Origin of the sequence: Leptospira haakeii, assembly GCF_002812045.1 — a bacterium.
Classification (GTDB): Bacteria; Spirochaetota; Leptospiria; order Leptospirales; family Leptospiraceae; genus Leptospira_B; species Leptospira_B haakeii.
In genome coordinates this window covers 22,053-43,110 of the sequence record NZ_NPEG01000009.1, presented here as the reverse complement: position 1 = coordinate 43,110, position 21,058 = coordinate 22,053, and the positions used below count along the sequence as shown (strand labels likewise).

Here is a 21,058-nt window from a genome sequence, read left to right as displayed (position 1 = left end):
TTATTTGTATAATTCTATTACAAATAGCAAGTATCGGGTTTCGAGTTATCTATTTCTTGCCTATACTTCAAAACCATGAAAGGACAAAAAAGCACAGATTTCGATAGGATTGCAGATGCGATCTTCTATCTTCGTAAAAATTTCAAAACACAACCGAGCTTGGAAGATGTGGCGGGTAAATTAAAACTCAGTCCTCATCATTTCCAGAGAATGTTCACCGATTGGGCAGGAGTAAGTCCTAAGAAGTTTTTGCAATACATCACCTTGGAATATGCAAAAGGTTTATTAAAAGAGAATGGCCCCTCCTTGCTGGACACGGCTCTGGATTCCGGGCTTTCCGGAACAGGTAGATTACATGATCTTTTTATCAATATAGAAGGAATGACTCCTGGAGAATACAAGAACGGAGGAAAGGATCTTTCGATTAACTACAGTTATGCAGAGAGTCCTTTCGGAAAATTACTTGTGGCTTCTACTCCAAAAGGAATTTGTTATATTTCATTTTTCGAAAATGAGAAGAAGATATTCCAGGAACTAAAGTCCATCTTTCCGAATGCAACCTATAACCAGACTGTAGATATGATCCAACAGAACGCATTGTTCATATTCACTCATGATTGGAGCCAATTAAATAAAATTAAATTACACCTTAAGGGAACTGACTTCCAACTGAAAGTATGGGAAACTCTTTTGAAAGTTCCTATGGGAAAACTTTCCACATACGGACAAGTCGGAGAACAAATGGGAAATCCTAACGCAACAAGAGCTATAGGAACTGCGATCGGCAATAACCCTGTAGCATTCCTGATCCCTTGTCATAGAATCATCCGTTCATCCGGAGAGTTCGGAGAATATCATTGGGGAGATTCTCGTAAAGTTGCGATGATCGGCTGGGAAGCCGCCAAGACAGACATGGTAAATAGGAATGATCTTTAAGTTTAATATATAATTCTTAGGTCGTACCCCAATTGAGATATACTAAATAGGCCTGATTAAAGAAACGGTAATCGAATTAGTAATTTTCGCCGCAAAATACTTGCCAGTAATACAGATTTTCGTTTTTTAACAAAAGGAGATTTAGTATGTCAAATTTTTTTAATAGAATTGCGTTACTCGTTGTTTTCGCAATTTCCGTAAATTGTACTCAAGAAGTAATTAGAGTACATAGTCCAGCCAATGATAAGGATAAAAAGAATCACGGAGTAGTTGCCTTTGGGCTTTATGCTTACAACGCCAATCATAAGGATCTACTCAATCTATTCAGTAAGGATTCGGGAAGAGTTTTTGAAGATTTGGGAAATTATGGAGTAAAATTCTCCGAGATTGTTTCAAAAAATGCTGCAAACACATTTGTATTAAATCCTTATCCGACTGAAGGACCAGTACCCGCAGAAAAAACAGGATCTATTCAATATTTGGAATCAAAAACAGGTTATCTATCTCCATTCTATCTACTCTTGTCCGTAGATCCTAAAAAGGAATATTTAATTTCGACCATCACGTATTCATATCAAGTAAGTTGCGGCCAAAACTGCCAAAAAGTAGTAGTACGTGAATTTCCAATCGAACCTGCAAAATCGTATAAAGCTTTTCCAATTAAAGTAAAAGCCGGTGAAATTACTTTCGGCGGTGTCTTGATGGGCAAAGTTGTTCCAACAAAAAAAGATGATCCGTATGGTATTCCCGATGATACCGCAGGAATCACGGAAATATTTTCCGGTAATAAAGTATCACTTACTCTAGAACCAGGTGATGATTTTATAAAGAGTATGGAATCTAATGATTTAAAGAAAATGTATTATGGTGACAACTCGATTGATAAAAAGGGTGCTGAAAAACAATTCTATCAGACTTTAATTCAATCATATCCAAACGGTCACTGGAAAGCCCAAGCTGAAAAAAAATTGCAGGCTTTAAAGTAGACTATTTATTTAAGAAGGTAATTCGGATCAAAAAATGTCCGAATTACCTTAATAATCAATCGATTCTAAACAAAAAAGAGATCTATTTAGCACAAATTTTACCAAAATACTTTCTAACAAATCTCTCCTCTAATTTTTCCAATAAGATTTATTACAAATAGCAAGTATCGGGTTTCGGGTTTACCTTTTCTCACCTATACTATAAAACCATGAAAGGGCAAAAAAACACATTATTCATATGAACCCGGACTTTTCTAAATTAAACTGGGATAGTCTATTAGAAAATCTGAATTCTTCTGGCGCTGTCCTTCAAAAGAAAGTTTTGGATGAGGCGAGCTGTTCGAAGTGGATCTCTTCATACGATCAATCAGATCTATTCCGTAAAACTGTGGTGATGGAAAAATATCGTTTCGGTTCCGGAGAATATAAATATTTCAAAAATCCAGAACCAGAACAAATCACTAGGATCAAAAAAGAGATCTATCCTAAACTTTCTACTTTAGCGAATCAATGGATGGAAAACCTGGGAATCGAAAACAGATTTCCACTCGAACTGAATACTTTTCAAGATCTATGTAAAGAGAAGGGGCAAACTCAGCCTACAAGTCTATTACTCAAATATGGAAAAGGAGGATTTAATACTCTTCATCAAGATTTATATGGAGATATTTATTTTCCGATCCAATTGGCGTTCTTTTTAAATAGCCCAGGTAAAGACTATGAAGGTGGTGAATTTGTATTAACTCAATCCAGACCAAGAGCCCAGTCTAAACCGATAGTGTTCCGTCCGGAAAGAGGAGACATGATCATATTCACTACTGATTTTTTTCCGGTCAAAGGAGCAAAAGGATATTATAGATCCCAGGTAAAACATGGAGTCAGTGAGGTTCTTAGCGGAAGTAGACATACTCTAGGCGTAATCTTTCACTACGCAGTATCTTGATGTTTCTTCATTTAGAATTTCAACCTCAGGAAATAAGATCTTTGATCCGAAAAAGGAAATTGAGTTTAGCTGGAAATATGAAACTAAAAATTTACGGAACCCTTTCCTGTAAATCAGGCAAAAGAATGAATAAACAAAATCGTGTCTTTTTCTCCTCCGAGAAGGAAGCAATCCATTTAGGGTTCCGGCCTTGTGGGCATTGTTTAAAAGAAAAATATAAAGTTTGGCGACATGGAACTATTTGAATCTGAAAGGAAACGGAACTTACTTCCTTATGACGGGACCGTTACTTATTACGGAACAGTCCTTGCCAGGAGTGCTTCAGATAATCTCCTAAAAATTCTACTCGAAGACATCCCTTGGAAGAATGACGAAGCCATTATTTTCGGGAAACATATCGTAACAAAAAGAAAAGTGGCTTGGTATGGAGATTCGGATTATCAATATACATATTCGAATACGACCAAGAAAGCTTTACCTTGGACAAAAGAACTGTCAGAACTCAAAGATTTAACGGAAGAAATCACTGAAACCAAATTTAATTCCTGCTTACTCAATTTATATAATAATGGAGAAGAAGGAATGGCCTGGCATAGTGACGATGAAAAAGCATTGGGAAAAAATTCCACTATCGCTTCTTTATCATTTGGAGCAGAAAGAAAATTTTACTTCAAACATAAATCCACAAAAGAGCAGATTTCCTTAATTTTAGAACATGGAAGTTTATTAGTTATGCGAGGAGCCCAAGAATCATGGCTGCATAGTCTTCCTAAAAGTAAATCACTCAAACAACCCAGAATAAATCTGACGTTTAGAACAATGCGTTATTAAGACAAAGGTTCCAAAAACTTTCTAGCAAAACTAGCCGCCGCATAGTAAGCGGGAGAAGGATTGAATTCGTATTCTTTCAAACATACTTCAGTAAATTTGATCGCATGCTCATCTCCATGCTCAATTGCTCCGTTTATCATCTCTTCTCTGGATTCTTTTTCTATTTTTTCAGGAAGTTCCAGATTTAACTTCTTACCGAATGCTGAAAATAAGGCCGCTCCTGACTGCCAGGAATATCGTAATACCGACTTTTTTTCATGCTCATTCAGAAAAGGTAATATACTTCTGAGAGCAGAAACACTGGTCACAGAATGGATAAAAACGATCGCAGATAGATTATCTTCCACATTATTCAGTACTACACGGGAAAATCCTTCCGATAGACCTGAAATAATTTCTTCAGGTCTTTTAGAAACGTTTAGATATCCGATCACGGGAGAAAAATGATCATAATCCCCCAAGCCTTGCAGGGAAGAAACGATTGTACCGGAAAAGTTCCTGGATTCTTCCGGAATAAAGTCCACTTTTTGTATGGCATCTACCGGTTGTAGACCCAACAAAGAATCAAAAGAAGTAGGCAATTCCAAATAAGTAGAAGCCCAAACCGCTAGTCCGGAAGCAAGTTCTCTTTTCCTACGTCTTGACTCCTTTCGAGTCAAACTTCTGACCGCATGCCCGGTACGGATTACTCCATGAGTAGCGTCCGCACAAATTCCAGGAGCCAGTTTGACCGCCCATTCAGAGATAGTTTTTTGCCAGGAACCTTCTTCCAGCTCCGAATTAAAAAAGTTTTCCCATTCGGGATATGTATCTGGAATTCCGAGGAAATCTTTCCAATCACCGCTGTATATCTTGTTTCTAGGTTTCTTTTTTTCTAAGAATTGGTTTCCATATCTTTCCAACCAAGGGAAAATACTTTCTCTTTTTCCCATTGTGAGCAATGCCTCGCAAGCCATAGGAGCATGATTGCTGAGTCCGTTTTTTAGATCAGGACCGAAAGGTTCTAAATATTCTAAAACTTTCTCCATCGTATCCTCTTCTTCCATATAGCATAGCCGCCTTGATTCTTAAAAACCAGTATATTAAAATAACAGAATGCTCTCGAAACCTCTCAGGATCTTAAACTGGACTCCATCTTGGGAAGTTTTACGTATCAGATATTCCATACCAGTTTTCACATCGTCTCCCAGACTTAAATTAGGCTCCAAAGGTGCGCTTAACGGTTTGAAAAAATTATCCCAATGCACAGGGATCACCATCTTAGGAGAAGTTTTGATAACTGTCTCTTCATAATATTTCGATTTAAATTCTTCTTCCTGCTTGCCGAGCATTGCAATCCCTAAGAAGAGAACATCTACCTTCAGACCTTCCCAAGCGTTTTCTATAAAATTCGTACTTCCTTTTATTAAGATGGAATGTTTTCCATGTTCAACCAAAAAGTCATAGGTCCCGCCTTCTATATAATCTTCTGCCTTAGCAGGTTGAGGCAGAGCCTCCGTTAAATCCGGTCTATTTGGATCTGCAGCATTTGTTTTTCCTAAAATTTTAAAAGGAGGAGTGTGTTTAGAATTCAATACGGTGATCTTAAACTTACCTATCTGGATCTTTTTTCCAGGTTGGAATAATACCAATTGTTCGTCGTGTAATCCTCCTCCTTTTCCAATTTGGATGGTAGAGAGAGAACCGTATAATTTTGCTCCGGTCTCTTTAGCGATAAACGGAGAATCCATAGAATGATCGTAATGAGAATGGCAAACTAAGATCCCTTTTAAACGTTTAATACCCGCAAGAAGCATAACGTATTTAATCTCTTGTTCATCGGAAGAAATTTTAGAGAACATGGTCCTAAAAAGAGAAGGCCTGGAAAAGAATCCATCCGTCAAGATCTGGGTCTCTCCATCATCCAATAAAATAGAGCTTGTCCCTAAAAATACCGCTCTTACTTTTCCCTTTGGGATCTCTGAAGAAAGATCCTTGGGATCATTTCCTATAAAATGTTCCTTATAGTCCTGGATATTTGCGGAAGCAGTCAGACAATTCTGCAATAATAAGACCGCGGTCAAAAGACTAAAAAAACCGGACCTTGAACCTATTATACTCATGCTACCTACCGAAAATAACTTTCATAAAGTAATATATACTTCAAACTTCTGCCAAGTAGAAATTCCTAATGATACCAAAGTTCTTTAAGACCGGAAAGGAATTCCGCTCCTGGCTTTCCAAAAATTATAAAAAAGAAACGGAACTTCTTCTAGGCTTTTATAAAGTAAAGTCCTCTAAAAAAGGAATTCTTTATGGAGAGGCAATAGACCAGGCATTATGTTTCGGTTGGATAGATGGGATCCGAAAGAATATAGACGAAGAGAGTTATTCTGCCCGCTTTACTCCCAGGAAAACAGGAAGTATTTGGAGCAGGGTCAATATTAAACGTGTCCAAGAGTTGATCCAGGAAGGTTTAGTCCTAGAATCCGGCCTACAAGCCTTTCATTCCGAAAGGAAAAAGACCGCGCAATATTCATTCGAGCAGAATAAGATAGAACTACCTTCTAATTATAAAAAACAATTCCAGAAAAATAAAAAGGCCTGGGAGTTCTTTAATACCCAGGCTCCATCTTACCAACGAACTTCAATTTGGTGGGTGATCAGCCCTAAAAAGGAAGAAACCAGACTTAAAAGGTTGGATATCCTCATCTCAGACTCCCAATCCCAAAAAAAGATAGATGTTCTCAATTGGAAGAAGAAGGAGCCTAAAACCTAACCTTCCTCTTTCTCACATACCTCTGCTCGAAAATTCCTATTTTTAATGGTTTGACCAAAAGTGGATTCTTTCGATTTTGGTAATTTTGATATTGAGACTTAGATTCATTATCTAGAGAGAAAGCCATGAAACGCCTATTACCCCTAGTTTTTCTATTCCTTTGGACCTGCTCCAACTCCTCCTCCAAAACCCCAATGGGGCTTTTAGGCGGAACTACCTCCACAATTAGCCCCCATTTCGAGATAACCTCCCCATCCGAAGGAGAGATTTTATCCGTTTACCAGTTCGACCTGGGGATCGGAAGCGCAAGCTCCGGGACCTACGAAGTCTTTCTGAATGAAAGCAAGGAAACGGAAGTAGAAGGCGAAAACACTGAGTTCCAAGTACCGAGCCTTAAACCAAAAAGAGGTCAAAACACGCTCAAAGTGGTTTTAACAAATGAAGAAGGTAACGTACTAGAAAAATCCGTCTCCTTCTATTTTGGAAACAAACTAACAGCGGGAGGATCACATTCAGGATTTATAATAGATGGATCCGTTTATACTTGCGGAAGGAATAATAAAGGCCAACTAGGAACCGGATTCTCAGAAGGAGATATAAGCAATCCGAATATTGTAAAACTCACTTCCATCTCAGGGATAGTAAGCATTTCATTTAACCAAAACAATTCATTAGCGATCAAAGACGATGGAAAAGTGTATACTTGGGGAGCAAATGCTCAAGGGCAATTAGGACTTGGAAACACAACTGAACCTGCAGTCGGAACCGCAGGAAATCCCGCCTCACAAACACCTCCTACAGAAGTTCCCGGAATCACAGACGCTGTTATGGGAGCATTCGGTTTTAATCATGCAGTAATCCTTAAGTCCGACGGAACAGTAGTCTCATTCGGACAGAATAATGTGGGCCAGTTAGGAAATGCAGATCCAGCAATTACTACTACAACAGTCTCTTCCAATCCTGTAACCGTGGTTGGGCTTACTAATATCATCCAAGTAATTGCGGGTTCTCAACATTCAGCTGCTCTAAATTCAAATGGTGATGTTTATGTTTGGGGAAGAAATCAGTACGGGAATTTAGGGAATGGAACTACTTCCACTGGTACTGCAATTACCTCAACTCCTGCAAAGGTTCCGGGACTCACTGGTGTAAAACATATCGCAAACGGGAGAGATCATATCCTCGCATTAAAAAGCGACGGAACAGTTTTTGCTTGGGGATTAAATGCAAGCGGTCAGTTAGGTTTAGGAAACCAAGACAGTCCTAAAAATTCTCCATTACAAGTAAATAATATAACAAATGCGATCCGAGTGTTCGCCGGTGGGACCCAAAGTTTTGCCCTACTCTCCGACGGAAGTATCCAAGGCTGGGGAGAAAACGGACAAGGTAATCTAGGAAACCCGGATGCCGCTACTAAGGTCACCGAACCAAACTTAAGCGTAGTCGGAATTGCCAAAGGATCCAGCTTAGGAATAGGTGCACTTCACGGTTTTGTATTATTGCCTGACAGTTCCGTTTATGGTTGGGGTTGGAATTTTAGAGGTTCTTTAGGTAGGTCTGATTTGCAAGATTCTTGGGCGGCCAAAACTCCGGTTGCTTTAACATTTCCATAAGAATAGTGTCATTTAATATAAAAAGATCCATATTACTATTTTCTATTTCCTTAATAGGATGTTCCGAAATCGGAAAACAAGTTTTTGGAAATGGGAAATGTAGCCCTCAAGATCTGGCCTGTGGATTTTCAGAGATCTATTTGGTTTCCGCTTCCGGGAACCAAACAGATTCCTGGGAATATGAAGAAGGAGAAGAATTGTCTGGAGGTCAAGGTATGACCTCTTACGATTTTACTTCCAAGGCCTACTTACAATTTGCACCCGGACTTCCTTTGGATAAAATTTCAGATTTTACTGTGGGACAATCCGTCTTTGAAGTTCCTTGGGAGAATTCAAGCTCAGGACAAATAGATAGAAGGGGTCTCGGACCTTTATTCAATGCAAACTCCTGTTTAGCATGCCATGTAGGGAATGGAATAGGAAAAGTTCCTTCTGGCCCGACAGAGACTATGTTAACTGCATTGGTAAGACTCAGCAATGATCCGAATTATGGAGGACAATTCCAACCATTCTCTCTGGGCGGTGTTCCTGCAGAAGGAAAGGTATCCGTTTCATATTCTCAAATCGAAGGAGTTTTTAAAGATGGGACTCCCTATACATTAAGGAAGCCTAAAGTAGAATTTTCCAACTTAAATTACGGACCTTTGGCCTCCGAAGGAGAAATATATTCGCTCAGAAATACTTCCAAGGTAATCGGAATGGGGTTATTAGAAGCAATCTCCGATGAAACTTTGTTATCTTTACAAGATGAATATGATTCCAATTTAGATGGAATCTCCGGAAGAGTCAATTCGGTCCGGGACATCACAACAGGAACCAACAAGATAGGCAGATTCGGCTGGAAAGCAAATGAACCTAATTTGAAACAACAAGGTTCTCGCGCATTTTTAGAAGATATAGGAGTGAGCAGTCCTCTTTTTCCTTTTAAAAATTGTACATCCGCTCAAACCGCATGCGATTCTTCTCCTCATGGCACCTTACCTGAGCTGAATTCAGCAAAAATAGATATGATGGAAAAGTATATGAGGCTGATCGCGGTTCCTGCGAGAAGGTCACCTTCTTCTTCCGAAACTATTGCAGGTAAAAAGATCTTCTTTCAAGCCGGATGTAATTCTTGCCATATTCCTAAATTACTAACTGGTAATATTTCCGGCGCCCCTGAAATATCGGGACAAATCATCCGACCATATACGGATCTTTTATTGCATGATATGGGAGAAGGTCTTAAGGACGGCAGACCGGATCATTTAGCCTCCGGAAAAGAATGGAGAACTCCTCCTCTCTGGGGAATAGGACTCGTCTTCAAGGTAAATGGTACATTACAATTATTGCATGATGGAAGAGCGGAAAATTTTATGGAAGCAGTCCTATGGCATGGGGGAGAAGCAGAGAGAAGTAAACAATATGTATTGGGACTTTCTTCCTCTCAAAGAGATCAACTAGTCAGATTTTTGGAATCACTTTAATTTAGAATCTTGTCCTGGGAGGGTGAAATAGAAAGTAGCACCCTCTCCTTCTTTAGACTCTGCCCAAACATTACCTCCGTGACGAGAAGCAATCCTTTTGACAATTGCAAGACCAACTCCTGTACCTTCAAAGTCCGCATTTGAATGTAATCTCTGGAAGACCCCGAATAATTTATGATAATACTGCATATTGAAACCAGCACCATTGTCTTTTACATAAAAGACGGTTCCTTCTTTTGATTCTATAAAACCAATTTGGATAAGAGGGGCTTCTGCTTTTTTAGTATATTTGATCGCATTTGAGATCAAGTTCACCCAAAGTTGGCGAACCGCAGGTTGGTCCGCTCTAACATTAGGAATATCTTTTATCTCAAAACGGATCTCTCTTCCAGATTCTAAGTTTATTAATTCTTTATATACTGTTGTAGCCAATTCTTTCATTGAAATTTCTCTTTCGGCGAGTTCAGTTCTTCCTAACCTGGAGAATTCCAAAAGATCATCCACTAGCTGGCCCATCTGCTTGGCATTCTCTATAATTTTGCCTATTATCCTTTTTCCTTCCGCGTCAAAATTCACTCCATAATCTTCCATCAAGATCTGAGTAAAACCGCTGATCCCTCGGATAGGCGCCCTTAAGTCGTGCGAGATAGAATAGGAGAAGGATTCTAATTCCTTATTCGCCAAAACTAATTGTTCTGTGCGGACCTTTACTCTTTCCTCTAATTCATTATTCAGTAAGCGGATCTCATTCTCCGCTTCTTTACTTGCAGTAATGTCTTGGTGAACTACGATCACTTCTAAGATATTACCTGCGGTATTTTTAACCGGATAAAGCACCATCTGCAACCAACGATTCCTTCCCGAACTTCCAATTAGTTTCGGATCATAAGGGAAAGGTTCTGAAATTGCCGGTTCCCCACCAAATGCCTTTTCTACAAAAGGAAAAAATCCGGCTTCCTTTATCTGAGGATCTTTTAATATATTATAATCGACTAATACATCTCTTCTGGTATTCCACATTTCTTCCCAGGCAAAATTTGTTCCTGTACAAACTCCTTGAGGATCATAAGTCAGTACAGGATAAGGAAATTGTTCTAAAATAGTCCTAAACCTATTCTCACTTTTAAATAGATCCATGGTTTTAGAACTGACCAATATCTCCAATTCATGATTCAATTCCGAAAGTTTCCTTTCCGCGTCCGTTCTTGCTATATCGGATTTTTCTAATTGAGTAGCAACGAACCAAACCAGGATAAAAAAAGTAAGTATGATCCCTGTCATCAGGAATCCTACTCCGAGTTCCAAGCTAACTGGATTCAATCTGTTCAGATAAATACGAATATAACCGAACAAAACAGGGACAATGATCAAAAACGGAATTAGAACCCGAGCTAAGATCCCTCCGGAACTTTTACTCGTAAACACTCTCATAAATCCGAAATGACCGTTGATCAAAAGAAGAGCAAAAGAACAGAAAATAAAACTAATGGCTGTGTGAATTGCCATAGGAATATAGGAAAGAATTCCGTAAAATTCCTGTACCTGGTATACATAACCTATAACCGAAAATAGTCCTATCAAAAGTACCAAAATGCATAAATAATTAGAAATAGAACTTAAAACTTCCTTTCGATAGGAACTCAAAAAAACTGCAAAACCAAGCACTACAAAATCGAACGCAGTATTCGGAGCCATTCTGTTTGGAATACCTTTTATGATATCTTTTGCTATCTTATCTGAAAAAAGGACCTTATCCATTCCAAGATCAAATCCACTGATAATCGAATATAATTTAGTAAGGCCAATTGAAAGAACGAATAACGCGATCAAACGAATCGCAATTCGGGATTTATTTAAATCCGAGTGATTTAGGTTGAGATAAAGTGCTAATCCGATAAATACAAAGGAAACTGCTGACATCGGATTCATCGCAACCATAGTATCCCTAGGTCGTTTTAAGATCTCAATGTCCAATAGCCAGCCGAACAGAACTAAAGCCCCAATCAACGAAGGAATAAAAATTAATACGTTATGCTTACTTTTCAAGAGAACTTCCGGACTTCCTTCGGAAACAAATTTCTGGTTTTAGCTTAGGATATTAGAAGGGATTCCGATTTGGAATCCCTTTTTTATAAATTAGGAATGTGGTTCTTTTTATTAAGCAGGCCAAACAGCGAGGATGAGACCGATAGCTGCCAAAGAAACCAAATTGTATCCGGCGTTGATAAAAAACAATTTCCAGGATTTTGATTCCCAAGCAACAGAACCTAAAAGCATCGGTATATAAAAACCTAGCCAAGTATAGAATGCAGCATAGGCTCCATACATCCAAGCAGGTCCATCTCCAGGAAGATTCCAAGAAGAAGGTTTCCAAACAAATAAACTATGAGCTAAAACATAAGCTGTTAAAAAAGAACCGATGACCATGAGACCCATGGATTTCAACATCGCCTTAGTATCGGGCTCCATATTTTCATAACCCATTTCTTTTGCCCAAACCTTACCGAAGATCGGGCCGAACCAAAGAAATCCGATCACTACGTTTGCAAGAACTCCAACCAAAATTGCTAAATAATTTAACGGTATTACCGGTAACATAAAATCTCCTGTTTCCGCCCGAGCTTTTTAGCAGAATTTATGAGTCGGTCAAGTAATTTCGGGATCGATCTATGAAAAGGAATTTGAACGATTATTTTTTTAAATTAGCAACAGATTCTTCTATAGCGGATCTGAATTCTGAAAATCTTTCTAAAGAATGATCGAAGTCCGATTTACTTAAAGTATAAATTTCACAAGTGTTACTAGCCCGAACTGTTGCGGACCTTGGTTCCTCTGTCACCAATGCTAATTCTCCGAAAAACTGTCCTTCTTGTAAGTTCAACAAAACAGTTTTATCATCAGGACCTAATATATCCACAGAGCCTTCGCTTAGAATGTAAAGACCATCACCCTTCTCTCCTCTTTTAAAAACTGTATCTCCTTTCAAAAAGATCGTAGGTTTTAAAGAAAAAACAAGACTCGACACCAAAGCAGGATCGGCACCTTTTAAAAAAGGGACCTTCTCTAATAAACTCCGATGCAATTGTATTTTCACTTCTTTTCTTAAAGATAGAGGTAGGTCGTTCAAAAGTACACTTTCGTCTTCTCCCCATCCTCTATCTATGATATACATATAATAATCTCTCACTCTTCTGCGCATATTCGGCGGAATACTCCTTGCTTTCAAGAAAGAATCCACTTGCGCCATTTTCTTCATTTGTGCGGCTTTAGCGAGATCAAGATTTCCTAATATACTTGCGATATTACCGATAACAGTAGCATAAACACCCGCCCCTAACATCATTACGAATATTGTATATATTCTTTGTAAATCGGTAGAAGGGGTAATGTCCCCGTAACCCACGGTGGCAATAGTAGTCACGGTCCAATATAAGGCCCTGATATATTCTGACTGACCTGTTTGATAATCCTGAAGATCATCCATATACAACCAGCCAACAGCGCACCAATGAGCAACTAATGTGACCCAAAAGGCAAAAAGTACTAGTCTTAAGATCCCTGGCGTTGGTTGAAAGGCCAGATTGATCCGATGAAGTATATCCGAAATTCTAAATACTTTTAAGATCCGGGTAACTCCCAAAATGAGATAAAGATAAGGATATTGGGATTGTTGTAGGCCGAAAATTTTAAGGGTGGCATATTCGAAAGGAACTGCCGCAATCAGATCTATAATAAACCAGGATTTTAGATAACCTCGGATCACTTCGGACCTCAGCACCACCCATTTACCCTCCTTATATTCAGGAGTGATACAATTCCAAATGATATCTAACGCGAAGACCGAATCTATAAAGAAGTAAATACCGGTAAGAAGGAGATCCTGATCGTAAGAAATAACGATCCTAAGAGGTGATTCTAAGGAAGCCCAAAATATACAAACGAATACAAGTAAATCCCAATATACTCTAAAGCGATTATTCGAGCTTATCATAACTTGGCCTAAGAAGCTGACTTAAATATCGGATTAAGTAGAGGGCTTTCTACAGCGTTGCGTATGAAAAACTGATTATCCTAGATATTCTAGAACAACCATTGCCATATCGTCATGAGAACTTTGTTCTTCTTGTGTGAAATGTTGGATCTTACCGATCACTGAGTTGCAAAAAAGTTCCGGTTCTAATTCAGAGAAATTTTTGAGCAGATCTAAAAATCTATCATCTCCGTAAAAGTCTCCTTCTCTGGATCTTGCTTCCGGAAGACCATCGGTGTATAGAATGAGTTTATCACCTTTAGTCAATTCAGTCTTTAAGGTTTGGTAATTTGGAGTGGATAAGAACTCATTGATCGCAATTCCAGAAGGACGATAGGTCTCATGTTTTCCATTAGATTTACGTATCAATATCGCTTCCGGATGACCTGCATTCGCAATTAAAATCCTTCCTGATTCTGGATAGAATGTGATCATAGTAGCTGTCACAAAGTTTCCATTCAGTTTTCCCATAAGCTGGGCTCTCATTTTTGCAAGCATGTAACCTGGATCACTTAAATAATCGGACCAATCCGCAAGAGCCATCTTGACCATTGCAGCAACCATAGCAGCTCCCGTCCCATGTCCAGTTACATCGCAGATAAATACTCCGAGAGCTCTACCAGTTCTGTCGGAGATGAGATCTACAAAGTCACCGCCTACGTGCAACATCGGAATACATCTATATGCGATTCTTACATTATGTGTTTTTGGAAGAACGGAAGGAAGAAGTGAAAATTGGATTTTTCCGGCTATAGCAAGGTCTTTCTCGATCAATTTTGCCTTAGCTTCAATATCCAGTTTTTGCTCTTCTATCGTCTTGGTCCTTTCGATTACCAAGGTCTCCAAAGAGTCGTTCAGGGTTTTCTGCATTTCCAGATTTTCTTTTTGTGCTTCGAAAATCTTGCGTTGTGCATCTTCTTTTTCTTTTTTGAGAATATTGATCTTATCTGCCAACGCAAATGAAAATATCAGTGCGGACATAGAAGAGCCTATATACAATCCATCGTCCGCCCAATTGGATACCCCAACCAAGTTCGCGAATTTCAAAACCACAAACATTCCAGAGATACATAAAAAGCTAAACGCCAATAGAAAGTATCTAGCCGGTCTATAATTTTTGAAAAAGCAAATAGATGCAGCAATCAAAACCAAAGAAGGAGCAAGGATACTTAAAGCCAGACTTACTTTTACGGTAAATTCAGGAGGTAAAAACAGAGGAGTAAATATTAGAAAAGCATGAAGCACCCAAGTTAAATGAAGAGAATAATTCAGATTACGATTTATATTCTCTTCAGTATTTAAAAACTTTTGGGCGAACAAAACCAAAGAGGACATACATATACCAGTAAAAACTACGTACAAATTCCTCTGTAGATCCGGATGTTCTGACCATAAATATTGGAAACCATGTCCGGTAAGTACCAATTGTATCCCAAAAAATCCGAAAATATTGGTCACAAAGAAAAGATAACTGATATCTCGAGTGGATAAGAATATCAATAAATGATAAAGGATCATCACACACATGATCCCGTAATACAATCCAAGGCCTAAATGAATATCGGCATTATGATGATAGAATGTCTCTGGGTTCCATACGATCAGCGGAAAAACCAAACCACCGCTAGTGTTCAACTTCAGATAAAAAGTACGGATCTGCTCCGGTTTAAAATCCAAAGTGTAGATAAAATTTCTGTGATTTACTTTTCTAACAGGATAAGGAAAAGCCATCCCACTCGAATTGACTAACTCCTGTTTGCCGGATATGTCCTCGGCAAAAAAGTCCACTCGATCAATATTCGTATAATCTATTTCTAAAATTTTTCGGATCTGTGTCTTTTCTGGGTTTTTAAGGGTAATCCTGATCCAATAATCGAAGTTAGTCTGTCCGAAATTTAAAGGATCCATATCCGATTTTTTGAATTTTCCGGAATACTCTTGCGAAGAGACCTTCTCAATTCCAAGACCTTTATTAGGATCTTCTAAAAAATAGACCTCAGTACTAATTCTTTTGCGTTCTACTTGGGAAGATAAAGGAATGGCCTCCTCCGAAAACAAAGACGAGGCCGAAAAACATAAAATTAGAACGAAAACCCTGACTAGGTACATTGGAATACGTTTGTAGGAATATTTTACTCCTCCCTTCTTTAGGAAAGAATAAAATAGCCTTTTCACGTTCCCAATAGCGGATGATTTATCATTACCGGATGCCGTTCGGCACAGGTTATTCTTCTACTTCTTCTAACTTCCGATCATGGGTTACAGGGTACAAACGTTTTAAGTAAAGTTGGGTAGCCTTATCATCCGGGAAGATTGAGATTACATTCTCAAACTGTTGTTTTGCCTCCTCGAATGAGTTAGAATAAAATGCCTTCACACCTTTTTCATAGGATTCTTTGGTTTTAAGTTTCAGATCCTGGTGTTGAGGCTCGTCCCCATCGAACACTTCATAAACGGAAACTGGCCTTTGTTTACCTTTTACTTTTACTCGATCCAAGAAGCGGAAATGGAATTTACCGTCTTTTTTAACTTCTTCAATCGTACTTTCGCTGACTGCAATTCTAGAACCGTATACTTTAGTGAGACTTTCGATCCTAGAAGCAAGGTTGACTGTGTCTGAAATTACAGTACCTTCTAACCTTTCTTCCGCTCCAATTGTCCCAAGCATCAGAGATCCTGAATGTATACCGACTCCAATCTGAATAGGAATATATCCTTGGCGATTTCTGTGTTCGTTGTATTCTTTCAAATACCTTTGCATTTCCACGCCGGCGGAAACCGCATCTATTACGTTTCTTTGAAATAGAGCCATGATTGCGTCGCCGATAAACTTATCTATAAATCCGTTATGTCGTTGGATAATCGGACTCATCCTGCTTAAGTAAGAATTGATAAAGTTGAAATTCTCAGCAGGAGTCATCTGTTCTGATAATGTGGTAAACGACCGAATATCGCTGAAAAGAACTGCCATCTCTTTCTGGATCTGGTCACCAAGCCTCACATCCAAGATGGAGTCTTTTCCTAAATTTGCCAAAAAGTCTTTTGGAACAAATCGAGCGTAAGACTCCGTGAGTATCTTTTGCATTTCCAAAGTTTTTGCCTGGGCTTCTTCTTTTTCCTTTTTCATAATATTGATACGGTCTGCCAAGGCGATGGAAAGAAGAATAACTTCCATCGTAGAGCCAAGATATAATCCGTATTCGGTAAGGAAAGAAGACCCTATGACATTCATAAATCCCAAAACCACAACAGTTCCCGAAACGGTAAGAACGGTAAATGCCAAGAGAAAATAACGTGCAGGTCTGAATTTTTTGAGGAAACTAATTACTGTTGCGATCGGAATAAAGATAAGAACAGGAATGGTAAGGACCAATGCCAACTTTACCGTAATTTCAGGAGGCAAAACCAATGGAGTAAACAAAAGAAGACCATGAGCTACAATCATCACCTTCATAGATTTATCTAACCAAGCCGGAACATTCTGCTTTGTGTTTAAGAATCTTTTGGTAAAAAGTAAAACCGCCGCCATACAGATTCCGGTGAAGATAACGTAGAAATTCCTTTGTAAGAACGGAAAGTCAGGCCAAAGATACTGAAATCCGTGGCCAGTAAGAACTAACTGGATTCCTAAAAACCCTAATATATAACTTACATAATAAAAATAGCTTACGTCTCGAACGGAGAAGAAAATGAATATATTATAAAGAATCATAACAACCATGACTCCATAATATAAACCTAATCCATGCTGAACATCGGCGTTGTACTGTACAAAATTTTCCTTATCCCATAAGGTCAGAGGGACTTTTAGACCACCACTGGTCCAGGTCATTAGATAATAAGTTTTTTGTTGCCCAGGCGCCAAATCTATCTGATAAACGAAGTTTCTATTCTTAAAACTTCTGGCAGAAAAAGGAAAAAGCATCCCGCTTTCTTCCTTCGAATAAACCCCATCTATATTCGGTTTATAGAATTGAACTATGTCTATATTACTGTAATTGATTTCTACAAGTTTAGAAACGGATTCAGGAGTATCATTTTCGAAAGTTAGACGAAACCAGTAATTATAATTCAATTGCCCAAAATCCAAAGAATCCTGATCGGATTTTATAAATTTCGATTCTACATCTGGCTTAGAAACATCTTCGAATGTTAATTTCCTTTCCGGATCTTCCAGATAATAGACTGACTTACCTAAAGGTAATCTTTCGATATCTTTGCTAACGTGGATCTTATCTTCTGCAGATAAAGAAGAACTTGCGAATAACGCAGTGCTAACGATATAGAGAATAAAACTTTTACAATTCATAAATTACCAAATTTTAAACATTTATTAGATAGACATTTTTCAGATAGAACATCAGATATGTGACGAATGAATCCTCAAACAATCGTCACCTCGATAGAAATCCAGGCATCCCCTGAAAAAATTTGGAGTATTTTTACCGACTTCTCCAAGTTTCCTTCCTGGAACCCATTCTTAAAAAGGATTCTCGGCAAACCGGTGCAAGACGGAACGATTATTGTTTTCGATTATTATTTTACGGGAGTGTATCTGCCCACCAAGGCATTGATATACGAACTCGCCAATTCTAAATCCATATCCTGGAAAGGTGCCTTTCCGCTCTTTTTCAAATACATGTTTGCCGGAGATCATCGTTTCACTTTCGAAAAGATAACTCCCGGTCGCACCAAATTCAGTCACACTGCGATCTTAACCGGAATTATGCCTAATGTATTTAGTTCGCATATCCAAACCGCAGTGCGTAATTCACATATAAAAATGAATCAAAAATTAAAAGAGTTAAGCGAAGATAATTTCTAATTTCGCCTTAGTCAAAAACCCCTTTTCTTTTCCATGATTCGAAATTTCGAACTCCTTTTTTGGCCATGATCGGATAGATCAAAGACAATAAAGAAGGGAATAATAACGCAATTCTAGCTAATAATCCTTGGGAGTATGGAACATAGATCTCGGCCTTATCCGTTTTGATCGCTTTCCAAATTGCATTTGCTACTGCAGAAGGAGGTAAAGGTGGATTGATATAAGCCATAGGAGAACTATCTCTAGACGCCATATACTTGGTCATTGGAGATTGAATGGTTCCCGGCAAAATAGAACTAACTCGTATGCCTATCTCTTTCCACTCCAAGTATAAACTTAAAGCAAAACCTCTAAGTGCAAATTTAGTCGCACTATAAATGGAATGATGAGGCGCAGGAACGATCCCCGCTAAAGAAGATAAGATTACCAATTTACCTTGCGACTTTTTAAGGGAAGGCATTCCCAATTTAGTCAATCGAATGGTGCCTACAATATTGATCTCTATTTGTTCGTCGATCTCGTCTTGGGTAAGGTCTTCAAACTTAGAAGGCCTCATAATCCCCGCATTATTCACAAGCACATCGATCTTTCCGAATTGTTTTATACATTCTTTGATCGCTTTTTCTGAATCTGCAGCCTTAGAGATATCACAAGGAAAAACGATATGATCTTTTCCTAATGAGTCGGCGAACTTTTTTAGATCTGCAGATTGTTTCTGCAGATCGGTTAAAAATAGAAGATATCCTTTTTCAGAGAGAAGGGAGGCAGTTTCTCTGCCGATCCCTCCAGCTGCTCCAGTTAGAAAAACGACTGGCCGGCTTTCCTTAGACATATTTATCCTTTTTTCACTCCGTTGGAATTCTTACGTAGGAACTCCACTATCTTAGGAAATACGTCCTTATCGCTTTTCTTTCCCATCAGAGTGTCTTGATGGCCATAACCCTCGGCGATGAATAGTTCGTTTTTATTTCCCGGATTTAAACGATTTAATGTTTCGTAAGCTATAATATTAGAATCTTTAAATACTTTATTCTGATCTCCGGTCATAAATAGGACAGGAGTTTTGATCTCAGATGCCTTATCCAGATAATTATTCGGAAGAGCATCATAACGACGATCTGTAGGCCTAAACTTGATCATAGCTTTGCGACCAACAGCTTTCCTGATATGTCGATAATAGTTCATAGAAGTTGCCCCGAACAGATCACCTACCCTTCTATGAGTAATATCCGGAAGATTCGCGTGCTCATAACAAGCAGGCCATCCAGTCCCCCACATCAAACTCAGCATATGACAGGCGGGTTCATCGCATTCATGATGAAAAAGACTTACAAATCTAGACAATAATTTTCCCGAAGCTATGCCGGGCAGATAGTACCAGCGCGGATTTACATTCGGGAATCTGAAAACGGACTCCATTAAGAAAGGAGAGAATGCTAATTTGATCTTGGACCAAGTAGGCACATTAGGAGTCAAAGAAACGCTGTTAGAAACAACGCTAGTTACTCCATCGATCTTTCCTCCGAACAAACTCATGAAGAAGGAAATAGATCCGACACAATGTACGACAAAGTGAATCCTTTTCCCGGCTCCAACTGCATCTTTTACTACTTTTAAAGCGGCGGGGACATCATAAAGAGCGATATCATCTAAGGTATATCTGTGAGGGAAAAGATTATAATTAAAGCGTAAACTTCCTCTCCAATCAAAACTCCAAACATCAGTAAATCCATTCTCATGCAGATAAGTTACAAGATTCTTATGCTCTGGCATAACAAACATGTCTGTAGAAGTAGTAAGTCCGTGCATAAGGATTACGACATCCTTACTCTCCTTCTTCTGAAAACGAACTAGATTAAGGGAAATTTTATCTTCCGTAGTGAATGGATGGAAAGTGATCTTAGAATTTTTGACTCCATCTAAAGTGAATACAGGGATATCTCTTTCTCGCCATAATTCAGGTTCTGCTCTTCTGAATTGAGCACCGTAAATTTCCCAAAGATTCCCCATGAACAATTCACCGAATCTGAACAATGCATCTTTTCTTTCCGAAAAAGTGCGACCGTTCGATTTGAAGGTGGTCATCTGTTTAATAAAATCTTTTTCTAATATATGTAAGATACCTTTAGCAAGAACCTTAGCTTTAGGCTCTGCTTTTTCATCCACATATCCGTCATACACGGTAGTATAAAGTGTAGAAGTATCTCTCCAGATATTTAAAATACCATCGTCAACTACCTTCTTAAACCCGTTTAAAGTAATTTTTTTACCCACTTTGTTCTTTAAGAACAAACGGTATTTCATATGTTTTTCGTTAGCAGAAGGTTTTCCATAATCCACAAAACAATTGAAGACCCCTTTTTCTACTTCGAATCTTCCGCCTAAAGGTTGGCATTCTACCCAACCGATAGCTTCGCCAGTTTCATCCGGGTCATACACAAAAAACTGAGTGTCATTCACACGAATCGTTAGGTGGAACATTAGATAGTTCCCTGCCTTCTTCCCCGCAGAATAATCTTCCTGATAATTAAAAGATCCAGGCATGGAAACGAAACCTTTCATTTCCTCAGTAAATTCTAAACTTACTGGATGGGAATTGACTCCCGTTTTGCCTAACTTAGATTTGCTGGCATTTTTTTTTGATTTCTTTTTCGTCGCTGTAGCCAATCG

At 38.6% G+C, this 21,058-nt stretch carries 18 protein-coding genes; 9 read left to right on the top strand and 9 right to left on the bottom strand.

The genetic code is table 11. The features are described from left to right. Positions 1-75 precede the first annotated feature (75 nt). The 5 genes from CH377_RS13735 (at position 76) to CH377_RS13715 (ending at position 3,696) form a co-directional block, all read left to right on the top strand. Complete coding sequence (locus CH377_RS13735) at positions 76-936, top strand: bifunctional helix-turn-helix domain-containing protein/methylated-DNA--[protein]-cysteine S-methyltransferase (RefSeq protein WP_100724349.1); 861 nt, start codon at positions 76-78, stop codon at positions 934-936. A gap of 146 nt (positions 937-1,082) precedes the next feature. After that, positions 1,083-1,922 (top strand): plasminogen-binding receptor Lp30, encoded by an 840-nt coding sequence (gene lp30 / locus CH377_RS13730; RefSeq protein ID WP_100724348.1) that lies wholly within the window; start codon positions 1,083-1,085, stop codon positions 1,920-1,922. Positions 1,923-2,160: 238 nt separating this feature from the next. Next, on the top strand, positions 2,161-2,865 hold the full coding sequence (locus tag CH377_RS13725) for a 2OG-Fe(II) oxygenase (RefSeq protein WP_100724347.1): 705 nt from the start codon (positions 2,161-2,163) through the stop codon (positions 2,863-2,865). Positions 2,866-2,906: 41 nt separating this feature from the next. Next, on the top strand, positions 2,907-3,110 hold the full coding sequence (locus CH377_RS13720) for an Ada metal-binding domain-containing protein (protein ID WP_207797617.1): 204 nt from the start codon (positions 2,907-2,909) through the stop codon (positions 3,108-3,110). Next, on the top strand, positions 3,097-3,696 hold the full coding sequence (locus CH377_RS13715) for an alpha-ketoglutarate-dependent dioxygenase AlkB family protein (protein ID WP_100724345.1): 600 nt from the start codon (positions 3,097-3,099) through the stop codon (positions 3,694-3,696). Before CH377_RS13720 ends, CH377_RS13715 begins: the two co-directional genes overlap by 14 nt. Here CH377_RS13715 and CH377_RS13710 read toward each other — a convergent pair. Both CH377_RS13710 and CH377_RS13705 read right to left on the bottom strand, forming a co-directional pair. After that, positions 3,693-4,742 (bottom strand): questin oxidase family protein, encoded by a 1,050-nt coding sequence (locus CH377_RS13710; protein WP_100724344.1) that lies wholly within the window; start codon positions 4,740-4,742, stop codon positions 3,693-3,695. The genes CH377_RS13715 and CH377_RS13710 overlap by 4 nt on opposite strands. A gap of 36 nt (positions 4,743-4,778) precedes the next feature. Then, the gene (locus CH377_RS13705) at positions 4,779-5,798 is read right to left on the bottom strand and encodes an MBL fold metallo-hydrolase (protein WP_100724343.1); all 1,020 of its coding nucleotides are present in this window, start codon (positions 5,796-5,798) and stop codon (positions 4,779-4,781) included. Between the two features lie 68 nt (positions 5,799-5,866). Here CH377_RS13705 and CH377_RS13700 point away from each other — a divergent pair, with 68 nt between their 5' ends. The 3 genes from CH377_RS13700 to CH377_RS13690 all read left to right on the top strand — a co-directional run bounded on the left by CH377_RS13700 (position 5,867) and on the right by CH377_RS13690 (position 9,533). Then, positions 5,867-6,454, top strand: coding sequence for a YdeI/OmpD-associated family protein (locus CH377_RS13700; protein ID WP_100724342.1), 588 nt, complete (start codon positions 5,867-5,869; stop codon positions 6,452-6,454). A gap of 125 nt (positions 6,455-6,579) precedes the next feature. Further along, on the top strand, positions 6,580-8,067 hold the full coding sequence (locus tag CH377_RS13695; protein ID WP_100724341.1) for an RCC1 domain-containing protein: 1,488 nt from the start codon (positions 6,580-6,582) through the stop codon (positions 8,065-8,067). Between the two features lie 5 nt (positions 8,068-8,072). Further along, positions 8,073-9,533: a di-heme oxidoreductase family protein gene (locus tag CH377_RS13690; protein ID WP_243402054.1), complete on the top strand. Its 1,461-nt coding sequence runs from the start codon at positions 8,073-8,075 to the stop codon at positions 9,531-9,533. On the opposite strand, the gene CH377_RS13685 is transcribed toward CH377_RS13690, so the two are convergent. The 5 genes from CH377_RS13685 to CH377_RS13665 all read right to left on the bottom strand — a co-directional run bounded on the left by CH377_RS13685 (position 9,525) and on the right by CH377_RS13665 (position 17,872). Continuing rightward, on the bottom strand, positions 9,525-11,579 hold the full coding sequence (locus CH377_RS13685) for a sensor histidine kinase (RefSeq protein ID WP_100724340.1): 2,055 nt from the start codon (positions 11,577-11,579) through the stop codon (positions 9,525-9,527). The two genes, CH377_RS13690 and CH377_RS13685, sit on opposite strands and share 9 nt — an antisense overlap. A gap of 111 nt (positions 11,580-11,690) precedes the next feature. Then, entirely contained in the window at positions 11,691-12,131 is a 441-nt protein-coding gene (locus CH377_RS13680) for a DUF1761 domain-containing protein (RefSeq protein WP_100724339.1), read from the bottom strand. A gap of 91 nt (positions 12,132-12,222) precedes the next feature. Continuing rightward, on the bottom strand, positions 12,223-13,524 hold the full coding sequence (locus CH377_RS13675; protein ID WP_100724338.1) for a cyclic nucleotide-binding domain-containing protein: 1,302 nt from the start codon (positions 13,522-13,524) through the stop codon (positions 12,223-12,225). Between the two features lie 75 nt (positions 13,525-13,599). After that, the gene (locus tag CH377_RS13670) at positions 13,600-15,738 is read right to left on the bottom strand and encodes a 7TM diverse intracellular signaling domain-containing protein (protein ID WP_100724337.1); all 2,139 of its coding nucleotides are present in this window, start codon (positions 15,736-15,738) and stop codon (positions 13,600-13,602) included. A 49-nt stretch (positions 15,739-15,787) separates the two neighbouring features. Further along, positions 15,788-17,872, bottom strand: coding sequence for a 7TM diverse intracellular signaling domain-containing protein (locus tag CH377_RS13665; protein WP_100724336.1), 2,085 nt, complete (start codon positions 17,870-17,872; stop codon positions 15,788-15,790). A gap of 66 nt (positions 17,873-17,938) precedes the next feature. Here CH377_RS13665 and CH377_RS13660 point away from each other — a divergent pair, with 66 nt between their 5' ends. Then, positions 17,939-18,388 (top strand): SRPBCC domain-containing protein, encoded by a 450-nt coding sequence (locus tag CH377_RS13660; RefSeq protein ID WP_100724335.1) that lies wholly within the window; start codon positions 17,939-17,941, stop codon positions 18,386-18,388. Positions 18,389-18,395: 7 nt separating this feature from the next. Here the strand turns inward: CH377_RS13660 and CH377_RS13655 are convergent, their stop codons facing one another. After that, positions 18,396-19,220 carry an SDR family NAD(P)-dependent oxidoreductase gene (locus CH377_RS13655; RefSeq protein ID WP_100724334.1) on the bottom strand — a complete coding sequence of 275 codons (825 nt, stop codon included), beginning with the start codon at positions 19,218-19,220 and terminating at the stop codon, positions 18,396-18,398. A gap of 2 nt (positions 19,221-19,222) precedes the next feature. Next, positions 19,223-21,055: an alpha/beta fold hydrolase gene (locus CH377_RS13650; RefSeq protein ID WP_100724333.1), complete on the bottom strand. Its 1,833-nt coding sequence runs from the start codon at positions 21,053-21,055 to the stop codon at positions 19,223-19,225. Positions 21,056-21,058: the final 3 nt, after the last annotated feature.

Bases quoted from the DNA above. Each gene is read 5' to 3' on its own strand.
- CH377_RS13665 (WP_100724336.1), bottom strand. From the start codon at position 17,872: ATGAATTGTAAAAGTTTTATTCTCTATATCGTTAGCACTGCGTTATTC.
- CH377_RS13725 (WP_100724347.1), top strand. From the start codon at position 2,161: ATGAACCCGGACTTTTCTAAATTAAACTGGGATAGTCTATTAGAAAAT.
- CH377_RS13735 (WP_100724349.1), top strand. From the start codon at position 76: ATGAAAGGACAAAAAAGCACAGATTTCGATAGGATTGCAGATGCGATC.
- CH377_RS13660 (WP_100724335.1), top strand. From the start codon at position 17,939: ATGAATCCTCAAACAATCGTCACCTCGATAGAAATCCAGGCATCCCCT.
- CH377_RS13705 (WP_100724343.1), bottom strand. From the start codon at position 5,798: ATGAGTATAATAGGTTCAAGGTCCGGTTTTTTTAGTCTTTTGACCGCG.
- lp30 (WP_100724348.1), top strand. From the start codon at position 1,083: ATGTCAAATTTTTTTAATAGAATTGCGTTACTCGTTGTTTTCGCAATT.
- CH377_RS13675 (WP_100724338.1), bottom strand. From the start codon at position 13,524: ATGATAAGCTCGAATAATCGCTTTAGAGTATATTGGGATTTACTTGTA.
- CH377_RS13710 (WP_100724344.1), bottom strand. From the start codon at position 4,742: ATGGAAGAAGAGGATACGATGGAGAAAGTTTTAGAATATTTAGAACCT.
- CH377_RS13655 (WP_100724334.1), bottom strand. From the start codon at position 19,220: ATGTCTAAGGAAAGCCGGCCAGTCGTTTTTCTAACTGGAGCAGCTGGA.
- CH377_RS13700 (WP_100724342.1), top strand. From the start codon at position 5,867: ATGATACCAAAGTTCTTTAAGACCGGAAAGGAATTCCGCTCCTGGCTT.
- CH377_RS13680 (WP_100724339.1), bottom strand. From the start codon at position 12,131: ATGTTACCGGTAATACCGTTAAATTATTTAGCAATTTTGGTTGGAGTT.
- CH377_RS13695 (WP_100724341.1), top strand. From the start codon at position 6,580: ATGAAACGCCTATTACCCCTAGTTTTTCTATTCCTTTGGACCTGCTCC.
- CH377_RS13715 (WP_100724345.1), top strand. From the start codon at position 3,097: ATGGAACTATTTGAATCTGAAAGGAAACGGAACTTACTTCCTTATGAC.